At 70.8% G+C, this 23,263-nt stretch carries 25 protein-coding genes; 11 read left to right on the top strand and 14 right to left on the bottom strand.

All coding sequences use genetic code 11. The features are described from left to right. Positions 1 to 7: 7 nt before the first annotated feature. The 7 genes from ACFYWQ_RS05970 to ACFYWQ_RS06000 form a co-directional block, all read right to left on the bottom strand. Complete coding sequence (locus tag ACFYWQ_RS05970; protein WP_389513249.1) at positions 8 to 1,198, bottom strand: hypothetical protein; 1,191 nt, start codon at positions 1,196 to 1,198, stop codon at positions 8 to 10. Positions 1,199 to 1,223: 25 nt separating this feature from the next. Beyond that, on the bottom strand, positions 1,224 to 2,438 hold the full coding sequence (locus ACFYWQ_RS05975) for a hypothetical protein (RefSeq protein WP_389513251.1): 1,215 nt from the start codon (positions 2,436 to 2,438) through the stop codon (positions 1,224 to 1,226). Between the two features lie 69 nt (positions 2,439 to 2,507). Beyond that, a complete protein-coding gene (locus ACFYWQ_RS05980) occupies positions 2,508 to 3,701 on the bottom strand; it encodes a hypothetical protein (RefSeq protein ID WP_389513253.1) in 1,194 nt (397 codons plus the stop codon). A gap of 4 nt (positions 3,702 to 3,705) precedes the next feature. Beyond that, entirely contained in the window at positions 3,706 to 4,626 is a 921-nt protein-coding gene (locus ACFYWQ_RS05985) for a phage distal tail protein (protein ID WP_389513254.1), read from the bottom strand. A gap of 18 nt (positions 4,627 to 4,644) precedes the next feature. Beyond that, complete coding sequence (locus ACFYWQ_RS05990) at positions 4,645 to 5,934, bottom strand: tape-measure protein (RefSeq protein ID WP_389513256.1); 1,290 nt, start codon at positions 5,932 to 5,934, stop codon at positions 4,645 to 4,647. Further along, entirely contained in the window at positions 5,931 to 7,127 is a 1,197-nt protein-coding gene (locus ACFYWQ_RS05995) for a phage tail protein (protein WP_389513258.1), read from the bottom strand. The genes ACFYWQ_RS05990 and ACFYWQ_RS05995 overlap by 4 nt, the downstream gene beginning before the upstream one ends. A gap of 10 nt (positions 7,128 to 7,137) precedes the next feature. Continuing rightward, positions 7,138 to 7,827: a hypothetical protein gene (locus ACFYWQ_RS06000; RefSeq protein ID WP_389513260.1), complete on the bottom strand. Its 690-nt coding sequence runs from the start codon at positions 7,825 to 7,827 to the stop codon at positions 7,138 to 7,140. A 28-nt stretch (positions 7,828 to 7,855) separates the two neighbouring features. On the opposite strand from ACFYWQ_RS06000, the gene ACFYWQ_RS06005 reads away from it, so the two are divergent. Further along, entirely contained in the window at positions 7,856 to 8,533 is a 678-nt protein-coding gene (locus ACFYWQ_RS06005) for a hypothetical protein (protein WP_389513263.1), read from the top strand. A 94-nt stretch (positions 8,534 to 8,627) separates the two neighbouring features. Here ACFYWQ_RS06005 and ACFYWQ_RS06010 read toward each other — a convergent pair whose 3' ends face one another. Beyond that, a complete protein-coding gene (locus ACFYWQ_RS06010) occupies positions 8,628 to 8,837 on the bottom strand; it encodes a hypothetical protein (RefSeq protein ID WP_389513265.1) in 210 nt (69 codons plus the stop codon). A 387-nt stretch (positions 8,838 to 9,224) separates the two neighbouring features. Between ACFYWQ_RS06010 and ACFYWQ_RS06015 the strand changes: the two genes are divergently transcribed. After that, positions 9,225 to 10,019, top strand: a complete 795-nt coding sequence (locus tag ACFYWQ_RS06015; RefSeq protein ID WP_389513267.1) for a hypothetical protein — start codon at positions 9,225 to 9,227, stop codon at positions 10,017 to 10,019. Positions 10,020 to 10,137: 118 nt separating this feature from the next. On the opposite strand, the gene ACFYWQ_RS06020 is transcribed toward ACFYWQ_RS06015, so the two are convergent. The 5 genes from ACFYWQ_RS06020 to ACFYWQ_RS06040 all read right to left on the bottom strand — a co-directional run bounded on the left by ACFYWQ_RS06020 (position 10,138) and on the right by ACFYWQ_RS06040 (position 13,164). After that, positions 10,138 to 10,530 (bottom strand): hypothetical protein, encoded by a 393-nt coding sequence (locus ACFYWQ_RS06020; RefSeq protein ID WP_389514352.1) that lies wholly within the window; start codon positions 10,528 to 10,530, stop codon positions 10,138 to 10,140. A gap of 65 nt (positions 10,531 to 10,595) precedes the next feature. Continuing rightward, positions 10,596 to 10,886: a hypothetical protein gene (locus ACFYWQ_RS06025; protein WP_385066649.1), complete on the bottom strand. Its 291-nt coding sequence runs from the start codon at positions 10,884 to 10,886 to the stop codon at positions 10,596 to 10,598. A gap of 111 nt (positions 10,887 to 10,997) precedes the next feature. Then, complete coding sequence (locus tag ACFYWQ_RS06030; protein ID WP_389513269.1) at positions 10,998 to 11,600, bottom strand: phage tail protein; 603 nt, start codon at positions 11,598 to 11,600, stop codon at positions 10,998 to 11,000. A 141-nt stretch (positions 11,601 to 11,741) separates the two neighbouring features. Then, complete coding sequence (locus ACFYWQ_RS06035) at positions 11,742 to 12,155, bottom strand: hypothetical protein (protein WP_389513271.1); 414 nt, start codon at positions 12,153 to 12,155, stop codon at positions 11,742 to 11,744. A 475-nt stretch (positions 12,156 to 12,630) separates the two neighbouring features. Next, the gene (locus ACFYWQ_RS06040; protein WP_389513273.1) at positions 12,631 to 13,164 is read right to left on the bottom strand and encodes a helix-turn-helix domain-containing protein; all 534 of its coding nucleotides are present in this window, start codon (positions 13,162 to 13,164) and stop codon (positions 12,631 to 12,633) included. A 337-nt stretch (positions 13,165 to 13,501) separates the two neighbouring features. Between ACFYWQ_RS06040 and ACFYWQ_RS06045 the strand changes: the two genes are divergently transcribed. The 4 genes from ACFYWQ_RS06045 (at position 13,502) to ACFYWQ_RS06060 (ending at position 15,844) form a co-directional block, all read left to right on the top strand. Continuing rightward, positions 13,502 to 13,828: a WhiB family transcriptional regulator gene (locus ACFYWQ_RS06045; RefSeq protein WP_389513275.1), complete on the top strand. Its 327-nt coding sequence runs from the start codon at positions 13,502 to 13,504 to the stop codon at positions 13,826 to 13,828. Next, the gene (locus ACFYWQ_RS06050) at positions 13,821 to 14,933 is read left to right on the top strand and encodes a hypothetical protein (protein WP_389513277.1); all 1,113 of its coding nucleotides are present in this window, start codon (positions 13,821 to 13,823) and stop codon (positions 14,931 to 14,933) included. Before ACFYWQ_RS06045 ends, ACFYWQ_RS06050 begins: the two co-directional genes overlap by 8 nt. Further along, complete coding sequence (locus ACFYWQ_RS06055; RefSeq protein ID WP_389513279.1) at positions 14,930 to 15,157, top strand: hypothetical protein; 228 nt, start codon at positions 14,930 to 14,932, stop codon at positions 15,155 to 15,157. Before ACFYWQ_RS06050 ends, ACFYWQ_RS06055 begins: the two co-directional genes overlap by 4 nt. A 195-nt stretch (positions 15,158 to 15,352) precedes the next feature. Beyond that, positions 15,353 to 15,844: a DUF1707 and DUF4190 domain-containing protein gene (locus ACFYWQ_RS06060; RefSeq protein WP_389514354.1), complete on the top strand. Its 492-nt coding sequence runs from the start codon at positions 15,353 to 15,355 to the stop codon at positions 15,842 to 15,844. Between the two features lie 73 nt (positions 15,845 to 15,917). Here the strand turns inward: ACFYWQ_RS06060 and ACFYWQ_RS06065 are convergent, their stop codons facing one another. Then, positions 15,918 to 17,195 carry a hypothetical protein gene (locus tag ACFYWQ_RS06065; RefSeq protein WP_389513281.1) on the bottom strand — a complete coding sequence of 426 codons (1,278 nt, stop codon included), beginning with the start codon at positions 17,193 to 17,195 and terminating at the stop codon, positions 15,918 to 15,920. A gap of 128 nt (positions 17,196 to 17,323) precedes the next feature. On the opposite strand from ACFYWQ_RS06065, the gene ACFYWQ_RS06070 reads away from it, so the two are divergent. The 5 genes from ACFYWQ_RS06070 to tuf all read left to right on the top strand — a co-directional run bounded on the left by ACFYWQ_RS06070 (position 17,324) and on the right by tuf (position 23,248). Continuing rightward, a complete protein-coding gene (locus ACFYWQ_RS06070; RefSeq protein WP_389513283.1) occupies positions 17,324 to 18,499 on the top strand; it encodes a glycosyltransferase family 2 protein in 1,176 nt (391 codons plus the stop codon). Between the two features lie 388 nt (positions 18,500 to 18,887). After that, a complete protein-coding gene (gene rpsL / locus ACFYWQ_RS06075; protein ID WP_003948652.1) occupies positions 18,888 to 19,259 on the top strand; it encodes a 30S ribosomal protein S12 in 372 nt (123 codons plus the stop codon). 2 nt (positions 19,260 to 19,261) lie between these two features. Beyond that, positions 19,262 to 19,732 (top strand): 30S ribosomal protein S7, encoded by a 471-nt coding sequence (gene rpsG, locus ACFYWQ_RS06080; RefSeq protein WP_030788318.1) that lies wholly within the window; start codon positions 19,262 to 19,264, stop codon positions 19,730 to 19,732. Between the two features lie 39 nt (positions 19,733 to 19,771). Further along, a complete protein-coding gene (gene fusA, locus ACFYWQ_RS06085; protein ID WP_385066672.1) occupies positions 19,772 to 21,898 on the top strand; it encodes an elongation factor G in 2,127 nt (708 codons plus the stop codon). Positions 21,899 to 22,054: 156 nt separating this feature from the next. Beyond that, on the top strand, positions 22,055 to 23,248 hold the full coding sequence (tuf, locus tag ACFYWQ_RS06090) for an elongation factor Tu (RefSeq protein WP_389513285.1): 1,194 nt from the start codon (positions 22,055 to 22,057) through the stop codon (positions 23,246 to 23,248). Positions 23,249 to 23,263: the final 15 nt, after the last annotated feature.

Here is a 23,263-nt window from a genome sequence, read left to right on the forward strand (position 1 = left end):
GGACGGTTCAGTTGACCGGGTCGACGCGCAGGAAGATGTTGTCGAACCAGCAGGTCACCGCGGCGTCGCTGGAGCGGTGCAGGGCGGTCATCGTGTAGACCGTGCCGGGTGTGAGCCCGTACAGCCGCCACATGGTCGCGACCGAGCCGGCGACCGGGCCGCCGTAGGAGGCCGCGTACTCGTCGTTCGCCGTGAAGACCACCGTGCTGCCCTGGGTGATCTGCGGGGCCATGTACGCGGTGGCGGTGCTGCTGCTCGCCGTCGACATGCGGGAGCCGAAGTGCAGCAGCACCGCGCCGGTGCTCGGGGCGGTGAAGTTCAGCGTCAGCGCGGTGACCGTCGTCTCGACCAGGGCGGCCGTGTACGTCGTGGACGTGGTGGACCCGGCGTCGAGGGACGAGGTGAACCACGGTGTCGTCACGGCCGGCGCCCACACCGAGCCGTTCCACCGTTGCAGCGTGCCGGTGGACGAGTCCCGGTACTGGCCGGTGTAGGCGCCGGTGCTGACCGCGCCGGCCGGGGCGATGCCGCCGACGGCCTTCGGGTACGGCACCCAGGCCGAGCCGTTCCACCGCTGGAGGACGTCGGCGACCTCCCGGTAGGCGCCGGGGTAGCCGCCGGCCGCCGTGTCGTCGGAGCGGGTCGGCAGGATGCCGCCGACGGCGACGGTGGTGGGGCGCAGGTCGGTGCGGGCGGTGTCCCAGGCGATGCCGCCGGTGCCGGCGCTCAGGCCCGCCGCCACGGCGACGGTGAACAGCGGCAGTGAGGCGTCCGGGGCGTCGGGCGCCACGGGCAGGGCCTTCGCCTCGCCCTGGACGATCTCCACGACGGCCTCGTAGCGGCCCAGGCCGTCGTGGTCGTGGTCGTACACCCGCAGGACGACCAGGTCGATCCGGCCGTACTGCGCGTTGCCGTCGGCGAAGGTGAGCGTGACCGGTTCGGTGACGGCGACCGGGTAGGCGCCGCGGGCGATCGTCGACTGGATCACCGCCCGTCCCACGCTCATGGTGGCGGACATGCTGCCCGCCGTGCCGGCCAGCCACAGGCCGGTGAGCCGGTACTGGCCGCCCTCGGAGCCGGGCAGCACACCGGAGCGTCCCTTGGCGTCGGTGACCGGGGTGACGGCGCCGACCTGGGTGACCCGGGTGTCCCCCCGGGTCTGGCCGTCGGGGGACAGCCAGGCGGAACGTGCGTTCATGTCGATCCCTTCGGGTACGGCCGGGTCAGGAGGCGGATTCGTAGGTGCCGTGGATCGACAGCACGTCGCCGCTCGCCCAGGTGAAGGGGAAGGCCTTGTCCCAGATGTCGATGGCGGTCGCCCGGCTGTCGCGGAGACGGACGAGGCCGACGCCGCTCGTGATGCCGAGCGAACCGTTGCCCGGGTAGGACAGGCTCGCGGAGGTGTCGTACCCGATCGCGTGCATCGACCGGAGGTCCAGCTTCCAGGCCGTGGAGACCGGCACGACCGGCAGGGAGAAGGTCCAGTTGCCGTTGGCGTCCTGGGCCGACAGGTTGGTCGTCGAACCGATCTTTAGGTAGATCCGGACGTGTACGGCCGTGCCCGTCTTCAGGTACGAGCCGGCCAGGGTGCCGTTGCCGATGGCGGGCGCGGTGCCGGTGTCGGCACCCCACTTGGGCGTGTAGTCGGTCCAGGCCGGCACCGGCTGGTACGACACCCACGTCGAGCCGTTCCAGCGCTGGAGCTGTCCGCCGGAGCTGTCGCGGTACTGGCCGGTGTAGCTGGCCGCGGTGACCGTGCCGGCCGGGGCGATCCCGCCCAGCGCGCTCGGGTACGACACCCAGGCCGAGCCGTCCCAGCGCTGGAGCGCGCCGCCGGAGTCCCGGTACTGGCCGGGGTAGGCGCCGTTGCCGGTGTCGCCGACGACCGGCAGGATGCCGCCGACCGCGACGGTGGGCGTGCGCAGGTCCACGGCGTCGTTGTTCCAGTTGATGCCGCCGGCGCCGGCGCTGATCCCGGCCCGGACCCGGACCTGGTAGATCGGCAGCACGATGTCCGGCAGCGCGGGCACCACCGGCTCGGCGGCCGGGGCACCCTGGATGATCTCCACGGCGGCCTTGGTCTCGCCGAGGTCGTCGTACAGGTCGTCGTAGATCCGCAGGACGACCATGTCGTAGCGGTCCTGGGCCTGGCCGTCGGCGAAGGTGAGGGCGAGCGGCTCGGCGAGGGTGACCGGGTAGGCGCCCTGGTTGCCGTCGGCCTGGATGACGGCGCGGCCCTCGTGGACGGTCGCGTTCATGGTGCCCGCGCTGCCCTCCAGCCAGAAGCCCGCGAGGCGGTAGAGGCCGTCGTAGGAGCCGGGCAGGATGCCGGAGCGGACCTCCAGCGGGTTGGCCGGGGTGGTCGCGCCGATCAGGGTCAGGCGGGTGTCCTCGCGGGTCTGGCCGGTCTCGGCCACCCATGAGCTGCGCAGGTTCATCTGCTGGTCTCCTGTGATCTCCGGAAGCGATGGGGAAGGTGAGGGGCCGTCAGGGGTCGCCAGGGGCCGTCAGGTCCTGAGCCATTCGGCCGTGAGGCTGGTGGCGTAGCCGGAGCCGCCGAGGGTGGTGATGGTGGAGCCCGACTGCTGGAGCCCGTAGAGGGCGAGCTTGTCGCCGGCCGCCAGCTTGACCAGGCCGCTGCCGCCGATGCTGGTCGCGCCCGGACCCGCGCCGGTCAGCCAGGTGACCCGCGGGACGCCGGCGCCGTTGACGTAGACGCGCGCGCCGCGGTTGCCGGTGGTGGCCTCCGTGTACCAGGTGATGTTGGCCGACACCCGCCACCAGCCGGACCTGGGCACCGTGTAGGTGTTCGATCCCGACCAGGCGACGGCGTCGTCCACGTCGGTGCTCTGCATGCTCATCTGCGTCCACACGCCGGTGGGCACGGACTGCGCCGTGGTCTGCGAGACGCTGAGCAGCACGGTCGTGCGGCCCTCCGCGTACTGCCAGGCCGAGCCGTTCCAGCGCTGGAGCAGTCCGGCGGCGTCCTCGCGGTACTGGCCGACATGGCTGCCGGTGGTGAGCGCGCCGGACGGTGCGATGCCGCCGAGGGCCCGGGGGTAGGCGACCCAGGCCGTGCCGTCCCAGCGCTCCAGGACGCCCGAGTTGTCCCGGTACTGGCCGGCGTACGCGCCGTTGAAGCCGCTCGCCGGGACGATCCCGCCGAGCGCCACCGTCGGGTAGCGCAGGTTGGTGACGGCACTGGTCCAGTTCACGCCGCCGGAACCGGCCGACGTCCCGACCGGCACCTTGATCAGGTAGAGCGGCAGGGCGCTGCCGTCGGGGGTGTTCGGCGCCACGGGGGTGGCCGAGGGGACGCCCGTGACCAGGCGGACGACGGCCTCCGTGGCGCCGCTGAAGTCGTGGACGTCGTCGCGGACGACGAGTTCGACGAGGTCGATCCGGTCGTACTGGGCGTCGCCGTCGGTCACCGTCAGGGTCTCCGGCTCGGTCACGGCCACCGGGTAGGCGCCCTGGCCGATCCGGGCGCCCTGCACGAAGGCGCGGCCGGGGCCGACGGTGAAGGACATCGCCCCGGTGGTGCCGGTGAGGGCGAAGCCGCCGGGGACGATGCCGCCCCGGGACTTGAGCGGGATGTTCTCCGCCACCGTGCCGTTCGGGGTGAGCAGACCGGACAGCGTGACCCGGGTGTCCTCCCGGGTCTGGCCGGTCTCGGTGAGCCAGGCACTCCGTACGGTCATGTGATCACCACTCCGCAGCGCGCCAGCGCACCGTCATCCGGGCACCGGTGTCGTAGGTGTCGGGGCGGAACGCCAGCTGGGCGCGGCCCGGCTCGAAGGCGAACAGTTCCTCGGGGCTGCTGTCGGCGGCGGCCGTGTTGCGGCGGGAGGCGGTGCCGTTGAGGGTGACCGTCCCGGCCGCGGTGTCGACGGTGAGCTCGTCGCCGGCGGCGAGCGTGATCTGGTAGCGCAGCCGGCGGGACGAGGAGCGGTCCGTCACGGTCGGATTGCCGCACGGCCCGGTGAAGGTGATCACCGGGTGGGTGGGCGCGGAGCCGGAGTTCTCGGCGTTGACGTCACCGGTGGAGGCCGCCTGGCCCCAGTACAGCGGCCAGGTCAGCGGCCAGGTCAGACCGCTCTCCGGCTGCGGGGCGCCGGTGACGGCGGTCTGCTCGGTGACCGAGTAGCGGCGCGGGTCGGTGGCGTACCACTGCACGGACGCCCGGGAGACGCCCTGCGTGGTGTACGTCCGGTCGGCGGCCAGCACCCGCTGGCTGACCCGGGCCCGCACGGCCAGGGTCTCGCCGTGCAGCCGCACGGCCAGCCAGCGCTCGGCGTCGCCCAGCAGGAGGGCCTGGCGCAGGGCGCGGGTGGCGGTGAGCGAGGAGTCGCTGCCGCTGCCCGCCGGCACGGTCCACACCGTGGCACCGACCTTGCGGGGTTTGGCGTAGCGGGCGCCCGGCCAGGCGCCGTGCGCGGTCGGGTGGTCGGCGTCCGAGGAGTCGTACTCGGGCAGGTCCTCCCAGCCGGTCAGGCCGCCGCGGTCGATCTCGTACGGCGTGCCGGGGCCCAGCAGCAGTCCGGCCCACTGCATCTGCCCGTCGCGGGTGATGAGTGAGCCGGGGGCCACGTCGTCTGTGGATGCGGTTGTGGTCGTCTCGGCCATCGGGCCGTCACCTCACTGTCAGGGGCAGGCGTGGGCGGATGCGAGGAAGAGCAGGTCTTCGGCGGTGGAGCGGGCGCCGGCGCCCCGGGTCTCGTGGAACTCCTTGACGCGGTGGGGGGCCTGGGCCGCGGACACGCGCCGCCCGCGCGCGAGGGCGCGCCGGCGTTCCAGGTCGGTCAGCGGCAGCACCCGGCCCGCCCGCGAGGAGGCGCCCGGGAGGGCGACGCCGCCCTCGGCGAGCATCGGGATCCTGTCGATGTCGACGCCGAACTTCTTGCCGAGCAGGCTGAAGCTGAGGCCGTTGAGCTTGTCGATGACCCAGTTGGCGAAGGCGATGAGGCCCTGGACCGGCCCCTTGACCACACCGGCGAACGTCTGGGCGCCCGTGGTGACGAACTGCCCCAGCGCGTTCAGCGTGCGGGAGGTCGCCTCCTTGACCCGGGTGAACATCCGGGGGACGTCCTGGGTGATCCACGTCAGGGCCGGCTTGATCCGGTCCTTGAACCCCCGCCAGACCGACGACACCTTGCCGCTGAGCGCCCGGGTGTCACCAGTGGTCAGCGCCTTCAGCACGGCGAACCCGGTGCCGACGAGGGCGCCGATGACGGTGAGCGCGGTGGTGATCACGCTCAGGTAGGCGGTGACGTACAGGTTCACCGCGCTCGCGACGGCCTTGAGCAGCGGGGTCATGGCGGTCAGGTAGCCCTCGACGTACTTGAGCACGAGCGTGGCGAGCTGCTCCATCAGCCGCTGTCCGGTCTCCGAGTTCAGCGCCAGGTCGATCAGCCATCCGGCGACCGGGAGGAGCAGGCCGGTGACGAAGCCGATGGGGTTGGCGCGGGTGAGGGCGTTGATGATCAGCATGACGCCGGCGCCTATGGTCATGGCGGTGCCGAAGGTGCCCATGAGGTCGCCGACCAGGCTGGCGACGTCGATGAGGCCGGCGACGAGAGCGAACACGCCGCCGAGGGCCGACTTGAGGCGCCCGACGGTCCGGCCCGCACCCTTGGCGCGGGTACCGGCCGACTTGATCCCGGAGGCGGCGGTGGCGGCGCTCTGGCCGGTGCGGGTGACGGTACGGGCGGCGGCGTCGGCGTTCGCCCTGAAGCTCCGCACCGTGGTCGCGCTCTGCGTCGCGGCCGAACGGACGCGGTCGATTCCAGCGGTTGCGTCCTTGATCCGGCCGGTCACCGAACGCAGTGCGGTGCCGCTCTGGTTCACCCGTGACCGGAAGGGAAGCAGGACGGGCGCGACCCCGGCGAACGGGTTGGCCGGCACGTGGCCGGCCGGTATCGCGGCGGCACTCATCCGCGCGCCTTCGCCAGGAACATCAGGGCGTCCGCGGTCCGCTGGGGGCTGGTGTCCTCGGCCGCGTAGTAGTGCTCGATGGTCAGCGCGCCGCCGCTCGACCCGCCGGCTCCGGCGAAGGCCGGGCCCTGGGCGGCGGCCCGCTTCAGCAGCCGGTCCAGCTTGCTCAGCGGCAGGACGGCCTCCGCCTCACCGGCCTCGGCGAGGATCGCCGGGACACCGCCGGAGCGGGGCAGGACGACACCACCGGTGGCCAGCATGGGGATCCTCGGCAGGCTGACGCCGAAGGTCTTGCCGCCGACGCCGGGGACCCAGCCGGGGATCGACACCTTGATGCCGTTGAGGGCGCCGATCGCGCGGTTGATGATGCCGATGACGCCGTTGATCGGGCCCTTCACCGCGCTCTTGATGCCGTCGAAGGCGCGGCCCGCGATGCCCTTCAGGCCGCCCCAGATGCTGGACAGCTTGTCCTTGACGGCGCGGAAGGCGTTCGGGACGGCGGACTTGACCCAGTTGACGACGGGCGAGATGACGGCCTTGATGCCCTTCCAGACGCTGGAGACGACCGTCTTGATCGCGTTCAGCGCGGTGGTGATGACCTTCTTCCAGATGGCGACGTAGGTCTTGATGACGGTGGCGACGGCCTTGACGACCGCCGAGATCGCCGTCTTGATGCCGGTCCAGACCGACTTGATCAGCTTGGCGGCGCTCTTCATGATCGGCCCGATGGCCTTCATCACGGTGCTGATCACGGACTTGATGACGCCGAAGGCGGTCTGGAGGACCTTCTGCATGGTCTTCGACTTGGTCGCCATCTCGACGACCTTCTCGATGAGCGGCATGAGCAGATCCATGAGCATGCCGAAGAAGTTGCCCTTCATCGACTTGTTCATCTTGTCCTGGCCCTTGGCCGCCTTGCTCGCCCCGGACTCGTACTTACCGAGGTTCTTACCGGCGGTGGAGCCGGTCTTGCCGGCCTTGGAAATGGACTTCTCGGCCTGGTCGGAGGCGGTTTTGAGATCTTTCAGCTGCTTGACCGTCTCCTGTGAGGCGGAGCGGAGCTTGCCGATCTCGCCCTTGCCGCTCTGCGCCGCACGACTGAGACTCTGGGTCGCCGTCGCGACCCCGGTGGCCTGGGACTTGAACTGCTGGAGTGAGTTGGCGGCCCGGCTCGCCGCTGAGGACAACGACATGTATGACTCCTTAGAAAGCCGCGGTCAGTTCCAGGAGAGCGCTGCGTAGAACCCTCACGTCGCTGGCGACACCGCGGACTATGGGCCTCGCCACGTCGATTCCCGCATCGGTCCGCATCCTGGGGTTCGAGGTCATCCGTGTGCGCTCCTGGTCCGCGGCCTGGCGGGCGGCCTCGATCCGCTGCTTGAGCTTCTGGACCGTCTGCTCGGTTTCCTTCAGGTTGTCGATGTACTGGTAGTTGTCGTCGATGAGCTTGTCGCGCTTTTCCTTCTTCTCGCGGTCTGTCTTCTGGGTCTGCGACTCGATTTTTTTCTGGAGGTCGTCGATCTTCTTCTTCCAGGGGAATTCCCGGGTTGCGCCGAGGATCGTGATGCCCTTTTCGTCGACCTTGAAGATCGAGAGCCCGACGGTCAGGAGAGTGAGGCTGGCGGCGAGACCGGTGAGACCGTTCGTGTGTGCGGCGATGGAGTTGCTCATCCAGGAGAGGGACGTGGAGATGCCGCTGTGGGTCGTCCGGAGTCCCTTGTAGGACTGCTGGAGCTTGGTGATGTCCGTGGCTTGCTTGCCGAGCTTTGTGTTTATCCCGGCGATATCGGTGGTGTGCGTCCCGAGGGTGGTCTTTATCCCGGAGATGCTGGTTTCGGTATCGGTCTTGAGGGTTGTGAGAGCCTCGTCGACTTCTTTGAGATCTCGTCCCATGATTACCCTCCTGTGGTAGCTTTCCCACATGCCTTCTGATGATGTGCGCGTCGTGCTTGCCGTCCCGACCAGTTGGAATTGGTATTTCGAGCCGAACAGGAAATGTTCGATCGCCTGGTACGCGGAAAGAGCCCTGCAAATCGCGGATGAATTTCATCCGGGGCAAGGCGTGGATGTTTTCCTCTACGGTGAATCGAAGCGACCGGAGGAGTCGAGGGAGGCGGATCGGTCGGACGCCGGCACCGAGGTGATTCGTACCCGGCTGGAGCGGGGCTCGCTGTCCGAGTGGATCGGTGACTGGGCGGTCAGGCCGAACATGGAACGAGGGATCTTCGAGGATGCAGGGCCCGCCAGCAAGGTGGAGGAACGACTCGGTGTCGGGGACTCCCCCTGGTACGGGCTGCCGTTGCCGGCGGTGCGTGCGGTCGGTGAGTGGAATGCCGGGCGTGAGGGCACGACACTCGTGCTCTTCTGGCTGGACAGGATGACCCAGGCCGAGGAGATGGCGCGGTTCATCGGCCGATACGACGCCTCACGCACGTTCTGGCAGTTCTTCGGGGATCCCGATGACGTCCACTACTCGTTCTGGACGAGGCAGGGGATGCATCAGGGCAAGGTGGTGCCCCAGCTCCGGTTCCACTTCGGCCTGCGATGGAGCCGGCGAGCCGTCCTCCGAGGGTTCTCGCGCTGGACGAAGAACGTCTGACCGCACGGGCCGGGCCTCGTGCGGGACCCGGCGGGCGGAGCGACGTGGGTCTGGACGACGCGGGCGGCGGGCTCCGGGCTGCGGACGGTGCGGGCTACGAGCGGCGCCCGCCGCGGGCCCGCCGCGCCTCCGTCAGTGCGTCCGACCAGCCGGCCGCGTAGGCGCGGGACTCCCGGGCGAGCAGTTCCTCGTAGACCCGGTCCACCAGGGCCTCGCGGTCGGGGGCCGTGGTGTGCAGGAGGTGGGCGAGGCGGGTGTAGGTGTCGATCGGCTGCTTCGGGGAGTTGCTCGTGCCAGTCGCCATGTCGGCCTGCTTTCCGGTCTGTCCGCTGGGCTGTGGTACAGGTGGCGCCTCTGGGGCGTTCGAAACGCGCGTTCGAACTAGTGTACGAGTAATCCTGTGGTGCCGTTCCGTGTTTGTCGAGGACTCTCCGTCGCATCGCAGGCCGGACCTGCGGTGATGCGGGGTGCGGTGGAGGTTGTGTCAGGTAGGTGGAGTAGGATCCGGCCGGTTCTTACGTCGGTGAATGGGGAGTGAACGAGCGGGCCCGGCAGTTGATCTGAGGGGCCGTCGGACGACGGTGGACGGCGACGGGGCGGGGCCGTCCTCGCGCGGGGGCGCGCTGGGGCAAGGACGAGAGCAGGGCATCACGGGGTGGACGGCGACGCGAGCAACGCGCGACATGATCATGTGATCGATTGGCTCGAACAGGCCTCGGACCTGCCGCACCTCATCGCCCGCGTGTCCGAACTCGTGCTCCGTCTCGGCCACGACCCGAGCGACCTCGTCGTCCTGCCCCGCGCCGAACTCGACCGACGGGAGATGGCCGCCTACAGCGCGGGCTGGGCCGACGTGGTCGCCGAGCAACTCCCCGCGATCCGGCGCGCGTACGAGGAGCGGATCACCGCCGCCTACCTCCAGGGGCAGGAGGACGCCCGCACCGGCCGCCGGCCGCGCCGGGCCCGCCGGCCCGACGGCGCACCGGGCGGCGAGGTGATCCCGCTGCCGTACGTCCAGCTGCTGCGGCCCCCCAGCGAGGTGACGCGAGTAGAGGCGCGCGGCGAGCGGGAGCGGTCGGTGGCCGACGGGACGCCGGTGCCCGTTCCGCCGGCCCGGACGCCGGCGGAGGACCCTCCGGACGACCGGGGCGGCGACGCCTCGGGTGACTTCCTGCTCTCCGCCCGCGAGGTGCGCGAGAAGCGGCCGACCCCCTCGGAACGGCGCCCGGTGGTCCGCCGCAACGGCCGCCCCAGCGTGCCCCCGCTGGACCGGCCCGCTGAGAACGGGCCGGGGGGCGGACGGGACAGGGGACGGCGGCCGGAACCCGGTGACCGGTCGTCGGTGGAACCGGCCGACCCCACGGGTGTCGGGGGCGACGAACGGCGTCGGCTGTCGGACCGGGCCCGCGCTCTCGCCGACGACCTGGAGGGCCGGGCCGGCGGACGTCGGCGGGACGAGCAGCCGGGGGCGCCGGGTCCGCGCTGAGCCACCGGATGCGGTGGGCCGACGCGCGGCCCGGCCGTTCCGGACCCGCCCTGCCGTGCGCGGACCCTGGCCAACTGTGCGCCGGGGCGGGGCGGTCCGGCTCGCGTGCGGCCCGGAGTCAGCCGAAGAACCGGGTCAGTTGGGCGGCGGACGGCGCCCCGCCCCGCCCGTCGTCCCCGTCGGGGGCCCGGTCTCCCCGCGGGGCGTCCGGGCCGGACGACGTACCGGCGGACACGTCCGCGTCCCCGTCGTCCGTCCCGTCGCCCGGCCGCGGCACCGGCACCGGAGGCTCCGGCTGGTCCCCGTCCTCGGCGGTGTTGACGCAGGCGAACATCCAGTTGGCCGCCGCCAGATGGTCCACGGCAGCGGCCAGCAGATGGTCCGTCACCGACCACTCGGCGGCCTCCCCGTACAGGTCCCGGTTGACGGCACTGTCACGTGGCAGGTGCTTGATGAGCACCGCGAGCCGCCGCGCGGAGAGGCGGTCGCGGTGCCAGTCGAGCAGGTCGATGCCGTAATAGCGGAGCAGGTCCGCTTCGAGGGCCTCGGCGTGTTCGTCGACGAACCCGACGAGGCTCAGCCTTCCCCCAGGCCGAGCCCGGTCTCCTTGCCGTATGCCTCCAGGATGGCGGCGATGTCCTGCATGGTGATCTCGTGCTGGGCGAAGCGGGCGAACTGCTCCTCGCCCATCAGCAGGCCGAGCAGCCCGTCGACGTCGTTGTCGTCGAGCTCGCGCAGGGCGCGGGCGGTGGCGCGGGTCAGCTCGGTGGGCAGCGTGAAGGTGTCGCCGTCGAGCTCGAACGACCAGGTGCGGCCGAGGGCTTCGAGGCGCTGGGCGCGGGCGGCGTTGACGTCGAAACGGGCCATGGTGATGCGTGCTCCTTGGAGTCCGGGAAGCCTGCTGGGAAGCCTGGGGAAAAGAGGGGGTGGGGCCCGGGGCGGGGGGGGGGCGGGGGGGGCCCCCCCCCCCCCCGGGGGTCAGGACGCGGCGTACGAGGCGTCCTTCATCACGAAGCTGGCGAGCGACGAGCCGTCGGTGGCCGCCATCGCCGTGAAGGTGATGCCGAGCTGGGCCGGCGACTTGCGGGCCAGCTTGATGTCGTCCGCCGCCGTGACCTGGCCGCGCGGGATGCCGAAGCGGTAGGTCACACCGGCGTTGTCGCCGGCCCGGACGTCCGTGAACTCCAGGCCGAGGGCGCGCACGTCGGCGTACGGGCGGTCGGCGATGTCGTACTTGTAGACGCCCGTGGAACCGGTGACGGCCTCGACGGCGCCGCCGCCCATGAAGAACGGCAGCGTGTCCTCGTTGAACTGGAGCAGCGAGAACTTCAGGGTCAGGTCGCGGTCCGAGTACACGAAGTGCACCGGGCTGACGGCCTGCCACACGTCGACCGGCTCCAGCTTGTCCTTCTTGCTGAAGGTGACGCCCTCGCCGTTGGTGAAGCCGAGGTCCTTCCAGCCGGTCGCCCAGTCGGTGGACGGGTCGGTGGAGAAGGTCGTCGGGATCTCGGTGTCGGCGGTGGCGACGTAGAGCCGGCCGACTCCGGCGATGCGGATCTCGGAGGAGTTGGTGCCTGCCATGGTGGGTCTCCTTGTAGAGGGATGGTGCCTGGGGGTGGGGTGCCGTCCCGGAGGTCTCCGGGTACGGCGAAGGCCCCGCCGGGTCGGCGGGGCCTTCGGTCCGTGGGGCGGGTCCGCTCGGGCGAGCCGGGCCCGGACGCGTCAGTAGACGTCCAGGTACACCTTGTGCACGCTCACGTAGCGGTTGGCCGCGGAGTAGAGGTAGTCGGGCAGCCAGCGCGGGCCGTCCTCCTCGACCACCTCGGTGATGAGGTTGGTGCCGTAGCGGTTGCCGGCGGCGGCCATCAGCGCGCGGCGGGCCGCGTTGGCCAGGACGTGCGCGGCCTGCTTGGTCGGGCCGTACACCTCCATCTCGATCAGCGGCTGGTCGACGTGGAGTTCGCCGACCCAGGCGCCGCCGCGCCGGTTGACGAGCACGGCGGCGGCCGTGCCGTCGAAGCTCTCGGGCGGTTCCACGGCGACCAGCGCCGTGGACAGGGCCGAGTCGGCCTCCAGGATGTCGACGACCAGGGCCTCGACGTCCGGGAAGGCGCTCGGTGGGGTGGGTGTGGTCATGTGCCGGGTCACCTCGCCGGGAAGAAGGGGAAGGCCGCCGGGCGGGCGCCGCGAGAGGGGCGGGGGAGGACGCGGCGCCTCGGCCCGGCGTACGGCGACGAGTGCGGCCCGCGTCGCGGGCACAGCTCCGCCGCTGCACCAACTGTGACAGACGAGCGTGCGCGCACGCAACTAAATCGGCGTGGCAGTTGCGAAGGGAGGTGCGGGAGGGGCGGAAGTGCGGGTGCCGGAGAGGCGGAAGCGCAGGTGGGGAAGGTGGGGACCGGGGAGTGGGGAGTGGCGGTCGGGGAGGTGGGGCGTGCGGGTGGGGAGGTGGGGAGGTGGGGCGTGCGGGGTGGGGAGGTGGGGAGGTGGGGAGGTGGGGCGTGTGTCGGAGAGCTGGGAGGAAGTCACGCCCGCGTGTTCGGTCGAGGCCGTCGAACGGGCCCCCGTCGGCCCACGGGTGCTCGTCGATCGGACCGTCCGCCGGGTCGGGTCAGTCGGCGGCGGGGGACGTGCCCGTTGCCGCCGTCTCCATCAGCACCCGCCCGTCATGCGCACCGGCCGCGGTCGCGGCAGCGGCCACGGCTCCGGTCGCCGTCCCCGCCTCCGCCTCGGTCTCGCTCGGGAGGAACTGCTCCACGACTCTGACGAACATCTCCCGCCGGTCGGCGGGGACGCCCAGCAGGTCGGCGACCTCCTCCAGGGTCGGCCGCCGCCCGAACTCGGCGCTCGGGGTGGGAGACGCCAAGTAGTCGTGGGGGTCGGCCAGTTCCTCGGCGGTCAGCCGGCCGGAACGGATGAGCATGTCGCGGACCGGCACGCCCAGCACGCGGGCGAGCCGGCGGGTGGTCTCGAGGTCCGGCATGCTCTGGCGCTGCAACAGGCGGGTGACGGCGGCGCGGTGGACGCCCGCCTCGTCCGCGATCCGGGACTTCCCGCCGCCGCGCGGGCTGTCGATGTCGTAGCCGCGGTCGCGCATCAGGTCTTCGACCCAAGCCGCGAACGCGTCCAGATCCTGGCTGGTCATCTGTGTGCTCGCTTCCTTCGGAGGCGACAAAGTTTAGCTTGCTTGCGCGCGCGGAATTACGTGCTCTCGTGCAAGCACTTAGGAAAAGTGGTGCGATTTGCGGAGGTCTGGTGGGGGCGGGTGCGTGGTCGGGCGTGGAGGGGGCGGCTCGGAAGCGGTAGGTGATCCAAAGTTATTGCGAGCGCGCACGCAATCTGTACTCTGGAGGGCGTTGTCCGCAGCACGGCTCGTTCTTCGACCCCGTCAGGGAGGCTCCATGTCCGTTCCCGACTCGTGTCCACCGGCTCGCCCACGTCCGTCCCAGCCCCGTACCCCCGGAACGCGCGTCTCCGACAGCGTGGCCTGGCAGTCCGCGGCGGCCTGCGTCGGACTGCCCCCGCGCGTGGTCTTCTCCAAGAAGGCCAAGGAGGCCGCCCCCGCGCTGCGCGCCTGCGCCGGCTGCACGGTGCGCCGCGCCTGTGAGGAGGCGGTGGCACCGGCGGAGAACGGGTTCGACGGCGTCTGCGGAGGCCGCCTGTGGCGCTCCGGCCGCCCGGTCGCCGTACCGCCCCAGCTCGCGCCTTCGTCCCAGCTCGCGCCTTCGTCCCGGCTCGCGCCGTCGTCCCGGCTCGCGGCTTCGGCCCCTGCCGCCGCGTCCGCACTCAGGGGAGGCCTCCTTGGCTGACAACCGCCCGGCCGCCGGTGGAACGCCCCCGAGGCACCCCGCCGACGCCGACCACGCCAAGGACCACCCGCACGATCCACGCCTCGCGGACTCCCGCCCCGGACTCCCGGATCACTCCTCCGGCCCGGTGGCCCCCCGTTCCGGACTCCCGGATCATTCTTCCGGCCCGGTGGCCTCCCGTTCCGGCCTCCCGGACCCCCGTTCCGGCCTCCCGGCCCCCCGATCCCGCCGCCCGGAACGGCACCCCGCCGACGCCCGCCTCCGCCCGGACCCGCGCTCGGCCGACGCCCGCGGCACTTCCCCGGGCCCGGCCGACGCCCGCGGCACTTCCCCGGGCCCGGCCGACGCCCGCGGCACTTCCCCGGGCCCCACCGACGCCCGCGGTCCCCATCCCCGCCCCGCCGATCCCCACCCCGCGCATCCCCACCCCGCCCATCCCCACCCCACCCCCACCCAGACCGCCACCCCCACCCAGACCGCCCTCTGGATCACCCAGCTCCTCCAGCAACTCCCCGAACTCGCCGCCGAGCTCGTCCCCGGCCGCACCGCCCCCACCCACCGCCCGGCGCCGACGCCCCCCGCCGACCTCGCCGACCGTCTCCGCGCGGAGCGCGAGGAGGCGCTGCTCCTCCAGCAGCAGCACGGACTCGTCGCCCCCGGCCACAGCGCGGCACCCCTCCGGCTGCACATCTCGGACGCCCTCCGCGACATCTCCGACGGCGTGGTGGAACTGGAGGAAGCCGTACGGGACCGCCTCGGCCTGCCCCGCGCGCGCCGCGCACCCGTGCCGGAGCGGCTACGACGGATCGCCGCCCTCCTCGACGGCATCGGCGCCGACCCCGTCCTGGCCGCGCACGTGCGCGACGAGACCCGGCGGATGGCGCGCCGCTGCGCCCGTGCGCTGGGGGACACCGAGACCGTCGTCCGGGTGTCCGGGCGGTGCCCCTGGTGCGACTCGGTGTCGCTGCGGGCCTTCCCCGACCGCGGCGCCGTCCTGTGCGTCAACCCGGCCTGCCGCTGCCCGGAGCCGGACTGCGGCTGTCACGACGATCCCGCCTACCGGCACACCTGGGACGAGAACGAGTGGGAGGCGGCGGCCCGGTGAGCGGCACGCGGAACGAGAATTCTGCACGGTCCGAACAGCCCACCCTCATCCCCGGCCCCCTGGCCGCCCAGGAGGTCGGCGTCGCCCCCGCCACCATCCGCAAGTGGGTGCAGCTGGGCCACCTGAGACCGGCCGGCAAGGCGGGCCGGGCGCAGCTCTTCCGGCTGGAGGACGTCTTCGCCGCCGAACGCGCGGCCCGGGGCACGGCGAGACGCGTGCGGTGAGACGCGTGCGGTGAGAACGCCCGAGTGCCCGCACGCCCGTTCGTGCCGGGGCGGAATCGGTGGTTCGCGCGGGGGAACCATCGCGAGGCCCGGAGCGTAGGGGAATGATGGAGGCATTCAAGCCGTCCGGGGGAGGTGCCCGTGTCGTACCCGTCGCCATGGCAGCCGTGGCAGCAGGCGCAGAGCAGTCCGGTCATGCTCGCGTCCCACGCGGATCGCGAGCGCGCCGTCGACGTGCTCAGAGCGGGATTCGCCGAGGGGCGCCTCCAGCAGGCCGAGTTCGACCGGCGGGTGGCGCGGGCCTACGAGGCACGCACGGTCGGCGAGCTGTCCCAGCTGGTCGCCGACCTTCCGCAGGGTCCGGTGGCGATACAGCCCGCCGCCCCGCCGGTCCAGGCGTACCCGCCGTACCCGGCGGTGCCGCGGACGTTCCTGCCCGCACCGCCCCCGCCCACCAACGGCAAGGCGGTCGGCGCCATGGTCTGCGGTGTCCTCACCACGATGACCATGGGCGTCACCGGCATCCCCGCGGTGATCCTCGGGCACTCCGCCCGCGCCGAGATCCGCCGGACCGGCGAGGGCGGTGACGGCTTCGCCCTGGCCGGCCTCGTCCTGGGCTGGCTGTCGGTCGCGGGCTGGGCGGTGTTCCTGGTGATCCTGTTCCTGGCGGCGGTCACCTCCCCCTGACCGCCGCACACACCCCACGGCCCCGCCGACCCCGTAACCCCGTGGTCCGGCGCCGGACGGCAGGCCGCCCGCCCTACGGAATCCCCAACTCGAACATCACGTAGTGCGCGTACCACCCCGACGCCACCGCCGCCGTCGAGAAGAACACGGCCAGGCTCGGCCACTTCAGCCGGCCCATCGCCGCCGCCGGGGCCAGCAGCAGCGGGAAGCAGGGCAGCAGGTAGCGCGGGGTGTTGCCGAACATCTGCTGGGTGCCCAGCACGGTGACGATGCTCGCCAGCGTGTACGCGACCAGCACCAGCGGCGGCTTCCTGCGCAGCATCAGCGCGACCAGGAAGGGCAGCGCCAGCACCAGCTGTACGGCGATCAGGTCGGGGACGGAGAAGGCGAACAGGTAGTCGTGCCGGCCGACGGCCGTGTCGCCCAGCACGTCGAGCGTGTAGGCGCCGAAGTCGAAGTAGTGCGCCCACCCCTCGCGCTGGAGCGTGAAGTACGCGGTCAGGTCGCCCATGCTCAGGCCGACCCAGGCGACGTAGGTGAGCAGACCGAGCGGCGCGGCGACCATGGCGTACACCGGCCCCACCACCCCGTGCTCGCGTCTGCCCTCCCGCCGGGCCAGCGTCACCAGCGCGGCGAGCCCGACCGCGCCGATGAGCGCGGCGGAGGTGGGCCGGTTCAGGCCGGCGACGAAGGCGAGCAGCCCGGCCGCCACCCAGCGGTGGCGCATCACGCAGTAGCAGCACCAGGCCGCTATCGCCACGAACAGGGACTCCGAGTACACCGCCCACTCGACGCCCGCGCCGGGCACCACGGCCCACAGCCCGGCGGCGATCGTCCCCGCGCGGGCGCCCGCGAGCAGCGAGACGACGGCGTAGATCCCGGCGGCCGCGACGAACGAGGCGAGGACGGAGACCAGGATCCCGGACCCGAACAGGCCGAGCCCCGTCACCTCCGACACCCCCCGTATCAGGCCCGGGTAGAGCGGGAAGAACGCGACGGAGTTCTGCTTGACGGTGAACAGGCCGCCGGGGTCGAGCGGCTCCAGCGGGCGCGGGTCGTAGCCCTTCTCGGCGACCTGGAGGTACCACCAGCCGTCCCAGGTGGAGAGGACGTCCCACCAGTGGGCGCCGCCGCCGAACCGCGGCTCCTTCTTCCGGTAGTCCCCGGCGGCCTCCAGCAGGACCGCGAAGACGGTCAGCCCGACGAGCTTGGTGACGCCGTAAAGGATCAGCGGGGCGAGGTACGGTCGTACACCGGCCGGCAGGGTGGGGCGGCGCACGCTCCGGGGCCGCGTCTTCCGCTCGTCGGGCACGGCGGACTCCGCCGCCGCGCCGCTGGAAGCCGTGCTCATGAGTGTGGACCCCCCTCGGCCCCGATCACCGGACCCCCGAGGAGGGGCGTTGTCCGGATGATCGTGAAGTGTCAGTCATAAGATCGCAACAGACTCGCACATGCGCGCCACAGGTTGGGGGAGGGGCGGTGGCCGAAGCAGTGGATTCCCGGGACACGACGGCCGGACCGACCGTCTTGTCGGTCGTCATACCCGTGTACAACGAGGAAGAGGTCCTTCCCGCACTGGTCAGCCGGTTGCGTCCGGTCCTCGCCGGCCTCGGTGTCGACTACGAGGTGGTCGCCGTCGACGACGGCAGCACCGACCGGACCGCCGAACTGCTCGCGGCCTTCCGGCTCGGCTGGCCGCAACTGCGCGTGATCGGCCTGCGCCGCAACTCCGGCCACCAGGCCGCCCTCACCGCCGGCCTGGACCGTGCGCTCGGCGCGTACGTGGTCAGCCTCGATGCCGACCTCCAGGACCCGCCCGAGAAGATCCCCGACATGCTCGCCCTGGCCCGCGGCGAGGGCCTCGACATCGTCTACGGCATCCGGACCGACCGCACCAGCGACACCGGGTTCAAGCGGTGGACGGCCGGCCTGTACTACCGCCTCGTCCGCCGCCTCGCCGGGCCCTCGGTCCCCGCCCAGGCGGGCGACTTCCGGCTGCTCAGCCGGGGCGCCGTCGACGCGCTGAAGTCCCTGCCGGACCAGCAGCGCGTCTACCGCCTGCTGGTGCCGTGGCTCGGCTTCCCCAGCGGCCGCGTCACCTACGAACGCGCCCCGCGCCCGGCGGGCCGCAGCAAGTACCCCCTGGGCCGGATGGTCCGGCTCGCGCTCGACAGCGTCACCGGCTTCTCGGCGGCCCCCCTGCGCATCGCCACCTGGCTGGGCGGCTTCGCCTTCCTGGTCTGCCTGGGGCTGATGGTCTACACCCTCGGCGCCCACGCCTTCGACCACACCGTCCCCGGCTGGACCTCCCTCTTCACCGGGGTCCTGTTCATCGGCGCCGTCCAGCTGATCTGCGTGGGGCTGCTCGGCGAGTACGTCGGCCGCATCTACACCGCCGTACAGAACCGCCCGACGTACTTCGTGGGCCACGACACGGCGATGCCCTCCGCCACGGAGACGCTGCCGACGCCGACGCCGACGCCGACGCCGATGCTGCCAGCGGCGCAGGCGGCGCAGGCGGCGCAGGCGGCACAGGCGGCACAGGTCGCATCGGTGGCATCGGTGGCACGGGCGCCATCGGTGCCCTCTCCGCCATCGGCGGCACGGGCGGCCGAGGCGGCATCGGGGGCGCATGAAAGCACACTCGGCGGCTGAGAATCCCTCCCGACACGCGTCCGACCCACCACAAGATTTGGCCCGGCGGGCCGGCGGACCTTCCGCCCGCCGGTCCGCGGTGCGCGGGGGCGGTCACCGGCGCCTCCGCGAACCCGCAGCTCACGCGGCCCGCCGGTCACGGTCCACCGGGGGCGCCGCTTTTGTTTTGACCGGAGAGATTGCGCTGGGTACGCTCAGACCTTGTGCCTGGGGTGTGCCCTGGCCCTCGTGCGTGCCTTCGACCGCACCGGGGCCGAGAGCGGCCACCGTGATCCGCGCCTCTTTCTGCCTCGCGGCGGAAGTCCGCGGGATCCGACACACCCGACCGCGTGGGTCGGCGAAGTTCCAGGTTAGCTGTACAAATCGGCACACAGAAACCGGAGAAGTAGTGCCTACGATCCAGCAGCTGGTCCGTAAGGGCCGGCAGGACAAGGTCGAGAAGAACAAGACGCCCGCACTCGAGGGCTCCCCTCAGCGCCGCGGCGTCTGCACGCGTGTGTTCACGACCACCCCGAAGAAGCCGAACTCGGCCCTGCGTAAGGTCGCGCGTGTGCGTCTGACCAGCGGGATCGAGGTCACCGCTTACATTCCGGGTGAGGGACACAACCTGCAGGAGCACTCCATCGTGCTCGTGCGTGGTGGCCGTGTGAAGGACCTGCCGGGTGTTCGCTACAAGATCATCCGCGGTTCGCTTGACACCCAGGGTGTGAAGAACCGCAAGCAGGCCCGCAGCCGCTACGGCGCCAAGAAGGAGAAGTAAGAATGCCTCGTAAGGGCCCCGCCCCGAAGCGCCCGGTCATCATCGACCCGGTCTACGGTTCTCCTCTTGTCACGTCGCTCATCAACAAGGTGCTGCTGAACGGCAAGCGCTCCACCGCCGAGCGCATCGTCTACGGCGCCATGGAGGGCCTGCGCGAGAAGACCGGCAACGACCCGGTCATCACGCTGAAGCGCGCTCTCGAGAACATCAAGCCGACCATCGAGGTCAAGTCCCGCCGTGTCGGTGGCGCGACCTACCAGGTCCCGGTCGAGGTCAAGCCCGGCCGCGCGAGCACCCTGGCGCTGCGCTGGCTCGTCGGCTACTCCCGCGCCCGTCGCGAGAAGACCATGACCGAGCGCCTGCTCAACGAGCTTCTCGACGCGTCCAACGGCCTCGGTGCCGCTGTGAAGAAGCGCGAGGACACGCACAAGATGGCCGAGTCCAACAAGGCCTTCGCGCACTACCGCTGGTAGTCGCTACCCACATCGAGACCGAGAGAAGACTGAAGCCTTATGGCTACCACTTCACTTGACCTGGCCAAGGTCCGCAACATCGGGATCATGGCCCACATCGACGCGGGCAAGACGACCACCACCGAGCGGATCCTGTTCTACACCGGTGTGTCTTACAAGATCGGTGAGGTCCACGACGGCGCTGCCACCATGGACTGGATGGAGCAGGAGCAGGAGCGTGGCATCACGATCACCTCTGCTGCCACCACCTGTCACTGGCCGCTGGCCGACGTCGATCACACGATCAACATCATCGACACCCCGGGGCACGTCGACTTCACCGTCGAGGTGGAGCGTTCCCTGCGTGTGCTCGACGGTGCCGTGACCGTGTTCGACGGCGTGGCCGGCGTCGAGCCCCAGTCCGAGACGGTGTGGCGTCAGGCGGACCGCTACGGCGTCCCGCGCATCTGCTTCGTGAACAAGCTCGACCGCACCGGCGCCGAGTTCCACCGCTGCGTCGACATGATCAGCGACCGCCTGGGCGCGCAGCCGCTCGTCATGCAGCTGCCGATCGGTGCCGAGGCCGACTTCAAGGGCGTCGTCGACCTCGTCACGATGAAGGCGTTCGTCTGGTCCGCCGAGGCGACCAAGGGCGAGATGTACGACATCGTCGACATCCCGGACACCCACACCGAGGCTGCCGAGGAGTACCGCGGCAAGCTGATCGAGGCCGTGGCCGAGAACGACGAAGAGATCATGGAGCTGTACCTGGAGGGCGAGGAGCCCTCCGTGGAGCAGCTGTACGCCGCGATCCGTCGTATCACCATCGCGTCCGGCAAGTCCACGGACACCACGGTCACCCCGGTGTTCTGCGGCACCGCGTTCAAGAACAAGGGCGTCCAGCCCCTGCTCGACGCGGTCGTGCGCTACCTCCCCTCCCCGCTCGACGTCGAGGCCATCGAGGGCCACGACGTCAAGGACCCGGAGACGGTCGTCAAGCGCAAGCCGTCCGACGACGAGCCGCTGTCGGCGCTGGCGTTCAAGATCATGAGCGACCCGCACCTCGGCAAGCTCACCTTCGTCCGCGTGTACTCCGGCCGCCTGGAGTCCGGCACCGCCGTGCTGAACTCCGTGAAGGGCAAGAAGGAGCGCATCGGCAAGATCTACCGCATGCACGCGAACAAGCGTGAGGAGATCGACGCGGTGGGCGCCGGCGACATCGTCGCCGTCATGGGTCTGAAGCAGACCACGACCGGTGAGACGCTGTGCGACGACAAGCAGCCGGTGATCCTGGAGTCCATGGACTTCCCGGCGCCGGTCATCCAGGTCGCCATCGAGCCCAAGTCCAAGGGCGACCAGGAGAAGCTGGGCATCGCGATCCAGCGCCTGGCCGAGGAGGACCCGTCCTTCCAGGTCCACTCGGACGAGGAGACCGGCCAGACCATCATCGGTGGTATGGGCGAGCTGCACCTCGAGGTGCTGGTCGACCGTATGCGCCGTGAGTTCAAGGTCGAGGCCAACGTCGGCAAGCCGCAGGTCGCCTACCGCGAGACCATCCGCAAGGCGGTCGACCGGGTCGACTACACGCACAAGAAGCAGACTGGTGGTACCGGCCAGTTCGCCAAGGTGCAGATCGCGATCGAGCCGATCGAGGGCGGCGACGCCTCGTACGAGTTCGTGAACAAGGTGACCGGTGGCCGCATCCCGAAGGAGTACATCCCTTCGGTGGACGCCGGTGCGCAGGAGGCCATGCAGTTCGGCATCCTCGCCGGTTACGAGATGACCGGCGTGCGCGTCACCCTGCTCGACGGCGCCTACCACGAGGTCGACTCCTCCGAGCTCGCGTTCAAGATCGCCGGTTCGCAGGCCTTCAAGGAGGCCGCGCGCAAGGCCAGCCCCGTGCTGCTCGAGCCGATGATGGCCGTCGAGGTCACCACGCCCGAGGACTACATGGGTGAGGTCATCGGCGACATCAACTCCCGCCGTGGCCAGATCCAGGCCATGGAGGAGCGGGCGGGTGCCCGTGTCGTGAAGGGCCTCGTGCCCCTGTCGGAGATGTTCGGCTACGTCGGCGACCTCCGTAGCAAGACCTCGGGTCGCGCAAGCTACTCGATGCAGTTCGACTCCTACGCCGAGGTTCCGCGGAACGTCGCCGAGGAGATCATCGCGAAGGCCAAGGGCGAGTAACGCACTCCGTGCGCACGCCGTAGGCTTGACACCGGAGCCTCCCGGGCCATTCCTCCGCATTCGTGGCGGGATGGCCCGAGGCCCGGGACCCAACAGCAAAGATCACCTGGCGCCGATGAACCAAGGCGTACAGAACCACTCCACAGGAGGACCCCAGTGGCGAAGGCGAAGTTCGAGCGGACTAAGCCGCACGTCAACATCGGCACCATCGGTCACATCGACCACGGTAAGACGACCCTCACGGCCGCCATTACCAAGGTGCTGCACGACAAGTACCCGGACCTGAACGAGGCCTCGGCCTTCGACCAGATCGACAAGGCTCCTGAGGAGCGTCAGCGCGGTATCACCATCTCCATCGCGCACGTCGAGTACCAGACGGAGGCGCGTCACTACGCCCACGTCGACTGCCCGGGTCACGCGGACTACATCAAGAACATGATCACCGGTGCCGCGCAGATGGACGGCGCGATCCTCGTGGTCGCCGCCACCGACGGCCCGATGCCGCAGACCAAGGAGCACGTGCTCCTGGCCCGCCAGGTCGGCGTTCCGTACATCGTCGTCGCCCTGAACAAGGCCGACATGGTGGACGACGAGGAGATCCTGGAGCTCGTCGAGCTCGAGGTCCGTGAGCTCCTCTCCGAGTACGAGTTCCCGGGCGACGACGTCCCGGTCGTCAAGGTCTCGGCGCTCAAGGCGCTCGAGGGCGACGCCGAGTGGGGCAAGTCCGTCCTGGACCTGATGGACGCCGTCGACTCCGCCATCCCGGAGCCGGAGCGCGACGTCGACAAGCCGTTCCTCATGCCGATCGAGGACGTCTTCACGATCACCGGTCGCGGTACGGTCGTCACCGGCCGTATCGAGCGTGGTGTCCTGAAGGTCAACGAGACCGTCGACATCATCGGCATCAAGACCGAGAAGACCACCACCACGGTCACCGGTATCGAGATGTTCCGCAAGCTGCTCGACGAGGGCCAGGCCGGTGAGAACGTCGGTCTGCTGCTCCGCGGCATCAAGCGCGAGGACGTCGAGCGCGGCCAGGTCATCATCAAGCCGGGCTCGGTCACCCCGCACACCGAGTTCGAGGCGCAGGCCTACATCCTGTCCAAGGACGAGGGTGGCCGCCACACGCCGTTCTTCAACAACTACCGTCCGCAGTTCTACTTCCGTACGACGGACGTGACGGGCGTTGTGACCCTCCCCGAGGGCACCGAGATGGTGATGCCGGGTGACAACACCGAGATGAAGGTGGAGCTCATCCAGCCCATCGCCATGGAAGAGGGCCTGAAGTTCGCCATCCGTGAGGGTGGTCGCACGGTGGGCGCCGGCCAGGTCACCAAGATCAACAAGTAAGTCTGTCGATCTGAT

Source organism: Streptomyces sp. NPDC003247 (assembly GCF_042888135.1).
Classification (GTDB): Bacteria; Actinomycetota; Actinomycetes; order Streptomycetales; family Streptomycetaceae; genus Streptomyces.

Bases quoted from the DNA above. Each gene is read 5' to 3' on its own strand.
- ACFYWQ_RS05970 (WP_389513249.1), bottom strand. From the start codon at position 1,198: ATGAACGCACGTTCCGCCTGGCTGTCCCCCGACGGCCAGACCCGGGGG.
- ACFYWQ_RS05975 (WP_389513251.1), bottom strand. From the start codon at position 2,438: ATGAACCTGCGCAGCTCATGGGTGGCCGAGACCGGCCAGACCCGCGAG.
- ACFYWQ_RS05980 (WP_389513253.1), bottom strand. From the start codon at position 3,701: ATGACCGTACGGAGTGCCTGGCTCACCGAGACCGGCCAGACCCGGGAG.
- ACFYWQ_RS05985 (WP_389513254.1), bottom strand. From the start codon at position 4,626: ATGGCCGAGACGACCACAACCGCATCCACAGACGACGTGGCCCCCGGC.
- ACFYWQ_RS05990 (WP_389513256.1), bottom strand. From the start codon at position 5,934: ATGAGTGCCGCCGCGATACCGGCCGGCCACGTGCCGGCCAACCCGTTC.
- ACFYWQ_RS05995 (WP_389513258.1), bottom strand. From the start codon at position 7,127: ATGTCGTTGTCCTCAGCGGCGAGCCGGGCCGCCAACTCACTCCAGCAG.
- ACFYWQ_RS06000 (WP_389513260.1), bottom strand. From the start codon at position 7,827: ATGGGACGAGATCTCAAAGAAGTCGACGAGGCTCTCACAACCCTCAAG.
- ACFYWQ_RS06005 (WP_389513263.1), top strand. From the start codon at position 7,856: ATGCCTTCTGATGATGTGCGCGTCGTGCTTGCCGTCCCGACCAGTTGG.
- ACFYWQ_RS06010 (WP_389513265.1), bottom strand. From the start codon at position 8,837: ATGGCGACTGGCACGAGCAACTCCCCGAAGCAGCCGATCGACACCTAC.
- ACFYWQ_RS06025 (WP_385066649.1), bottom strand. From the start codon at position 10,886: ATGGCCCGTTTCGACGTCAACGCCGCCCGCGCCCAGCGCCTCGAAGCC.
- ACFYWQ_RS06030 (WP_389513269.1), bottom strand. From the start codon at position 11,600: ATGGCAGGCACCAACTCCTCCGAGATCCGCATCGCCGGAGTCGGCCGG.
- ACFYWQ_RS06035 (WP_389513271.1), bottom strand. From the start codon at position 12,155: ATGACCACACCCACCCCACCGAGCGCCTTCCCGGACGTCGAGGCCCTG.
- ACFYWQ_RS06040 (WP_389513273.1), bottom strand. From the start codon at position 13,164: ATGACCAGCCAGGATCTGGACGCGTTCGCGGCTTGGGTCGAAGACCTG.
- ACFYWQ_RS06060 (WP_389514354.1), top strand. From the start codon at position 15,353: ATGCTCGCGTCCCACGCGGATCGCGAGCGCGCCGTCGACGTGCTCAGA.
- ACFYWQ_RS06065 (WP_389513281.1), bottom strand. From the start codon at position 17,195: ATGAGCACGGCTTCCAGCGGCGCGGCGGCGGAGTCCGCCGTGCCCGAC.
- rpsG (WP_030788318.1), top strand. From the start codon at position 19,262: ATGCCTCGTAAGGGCCCCGCCCCGAAGCGCCCGGTCATCATCGACCCG.
- fusA (WP_385066672.1), top strand. From the start codon at position 19,772: ATGGCTACCACTTCACTTGACCTGGCCAAGGTCCGCAACATCGGGATC.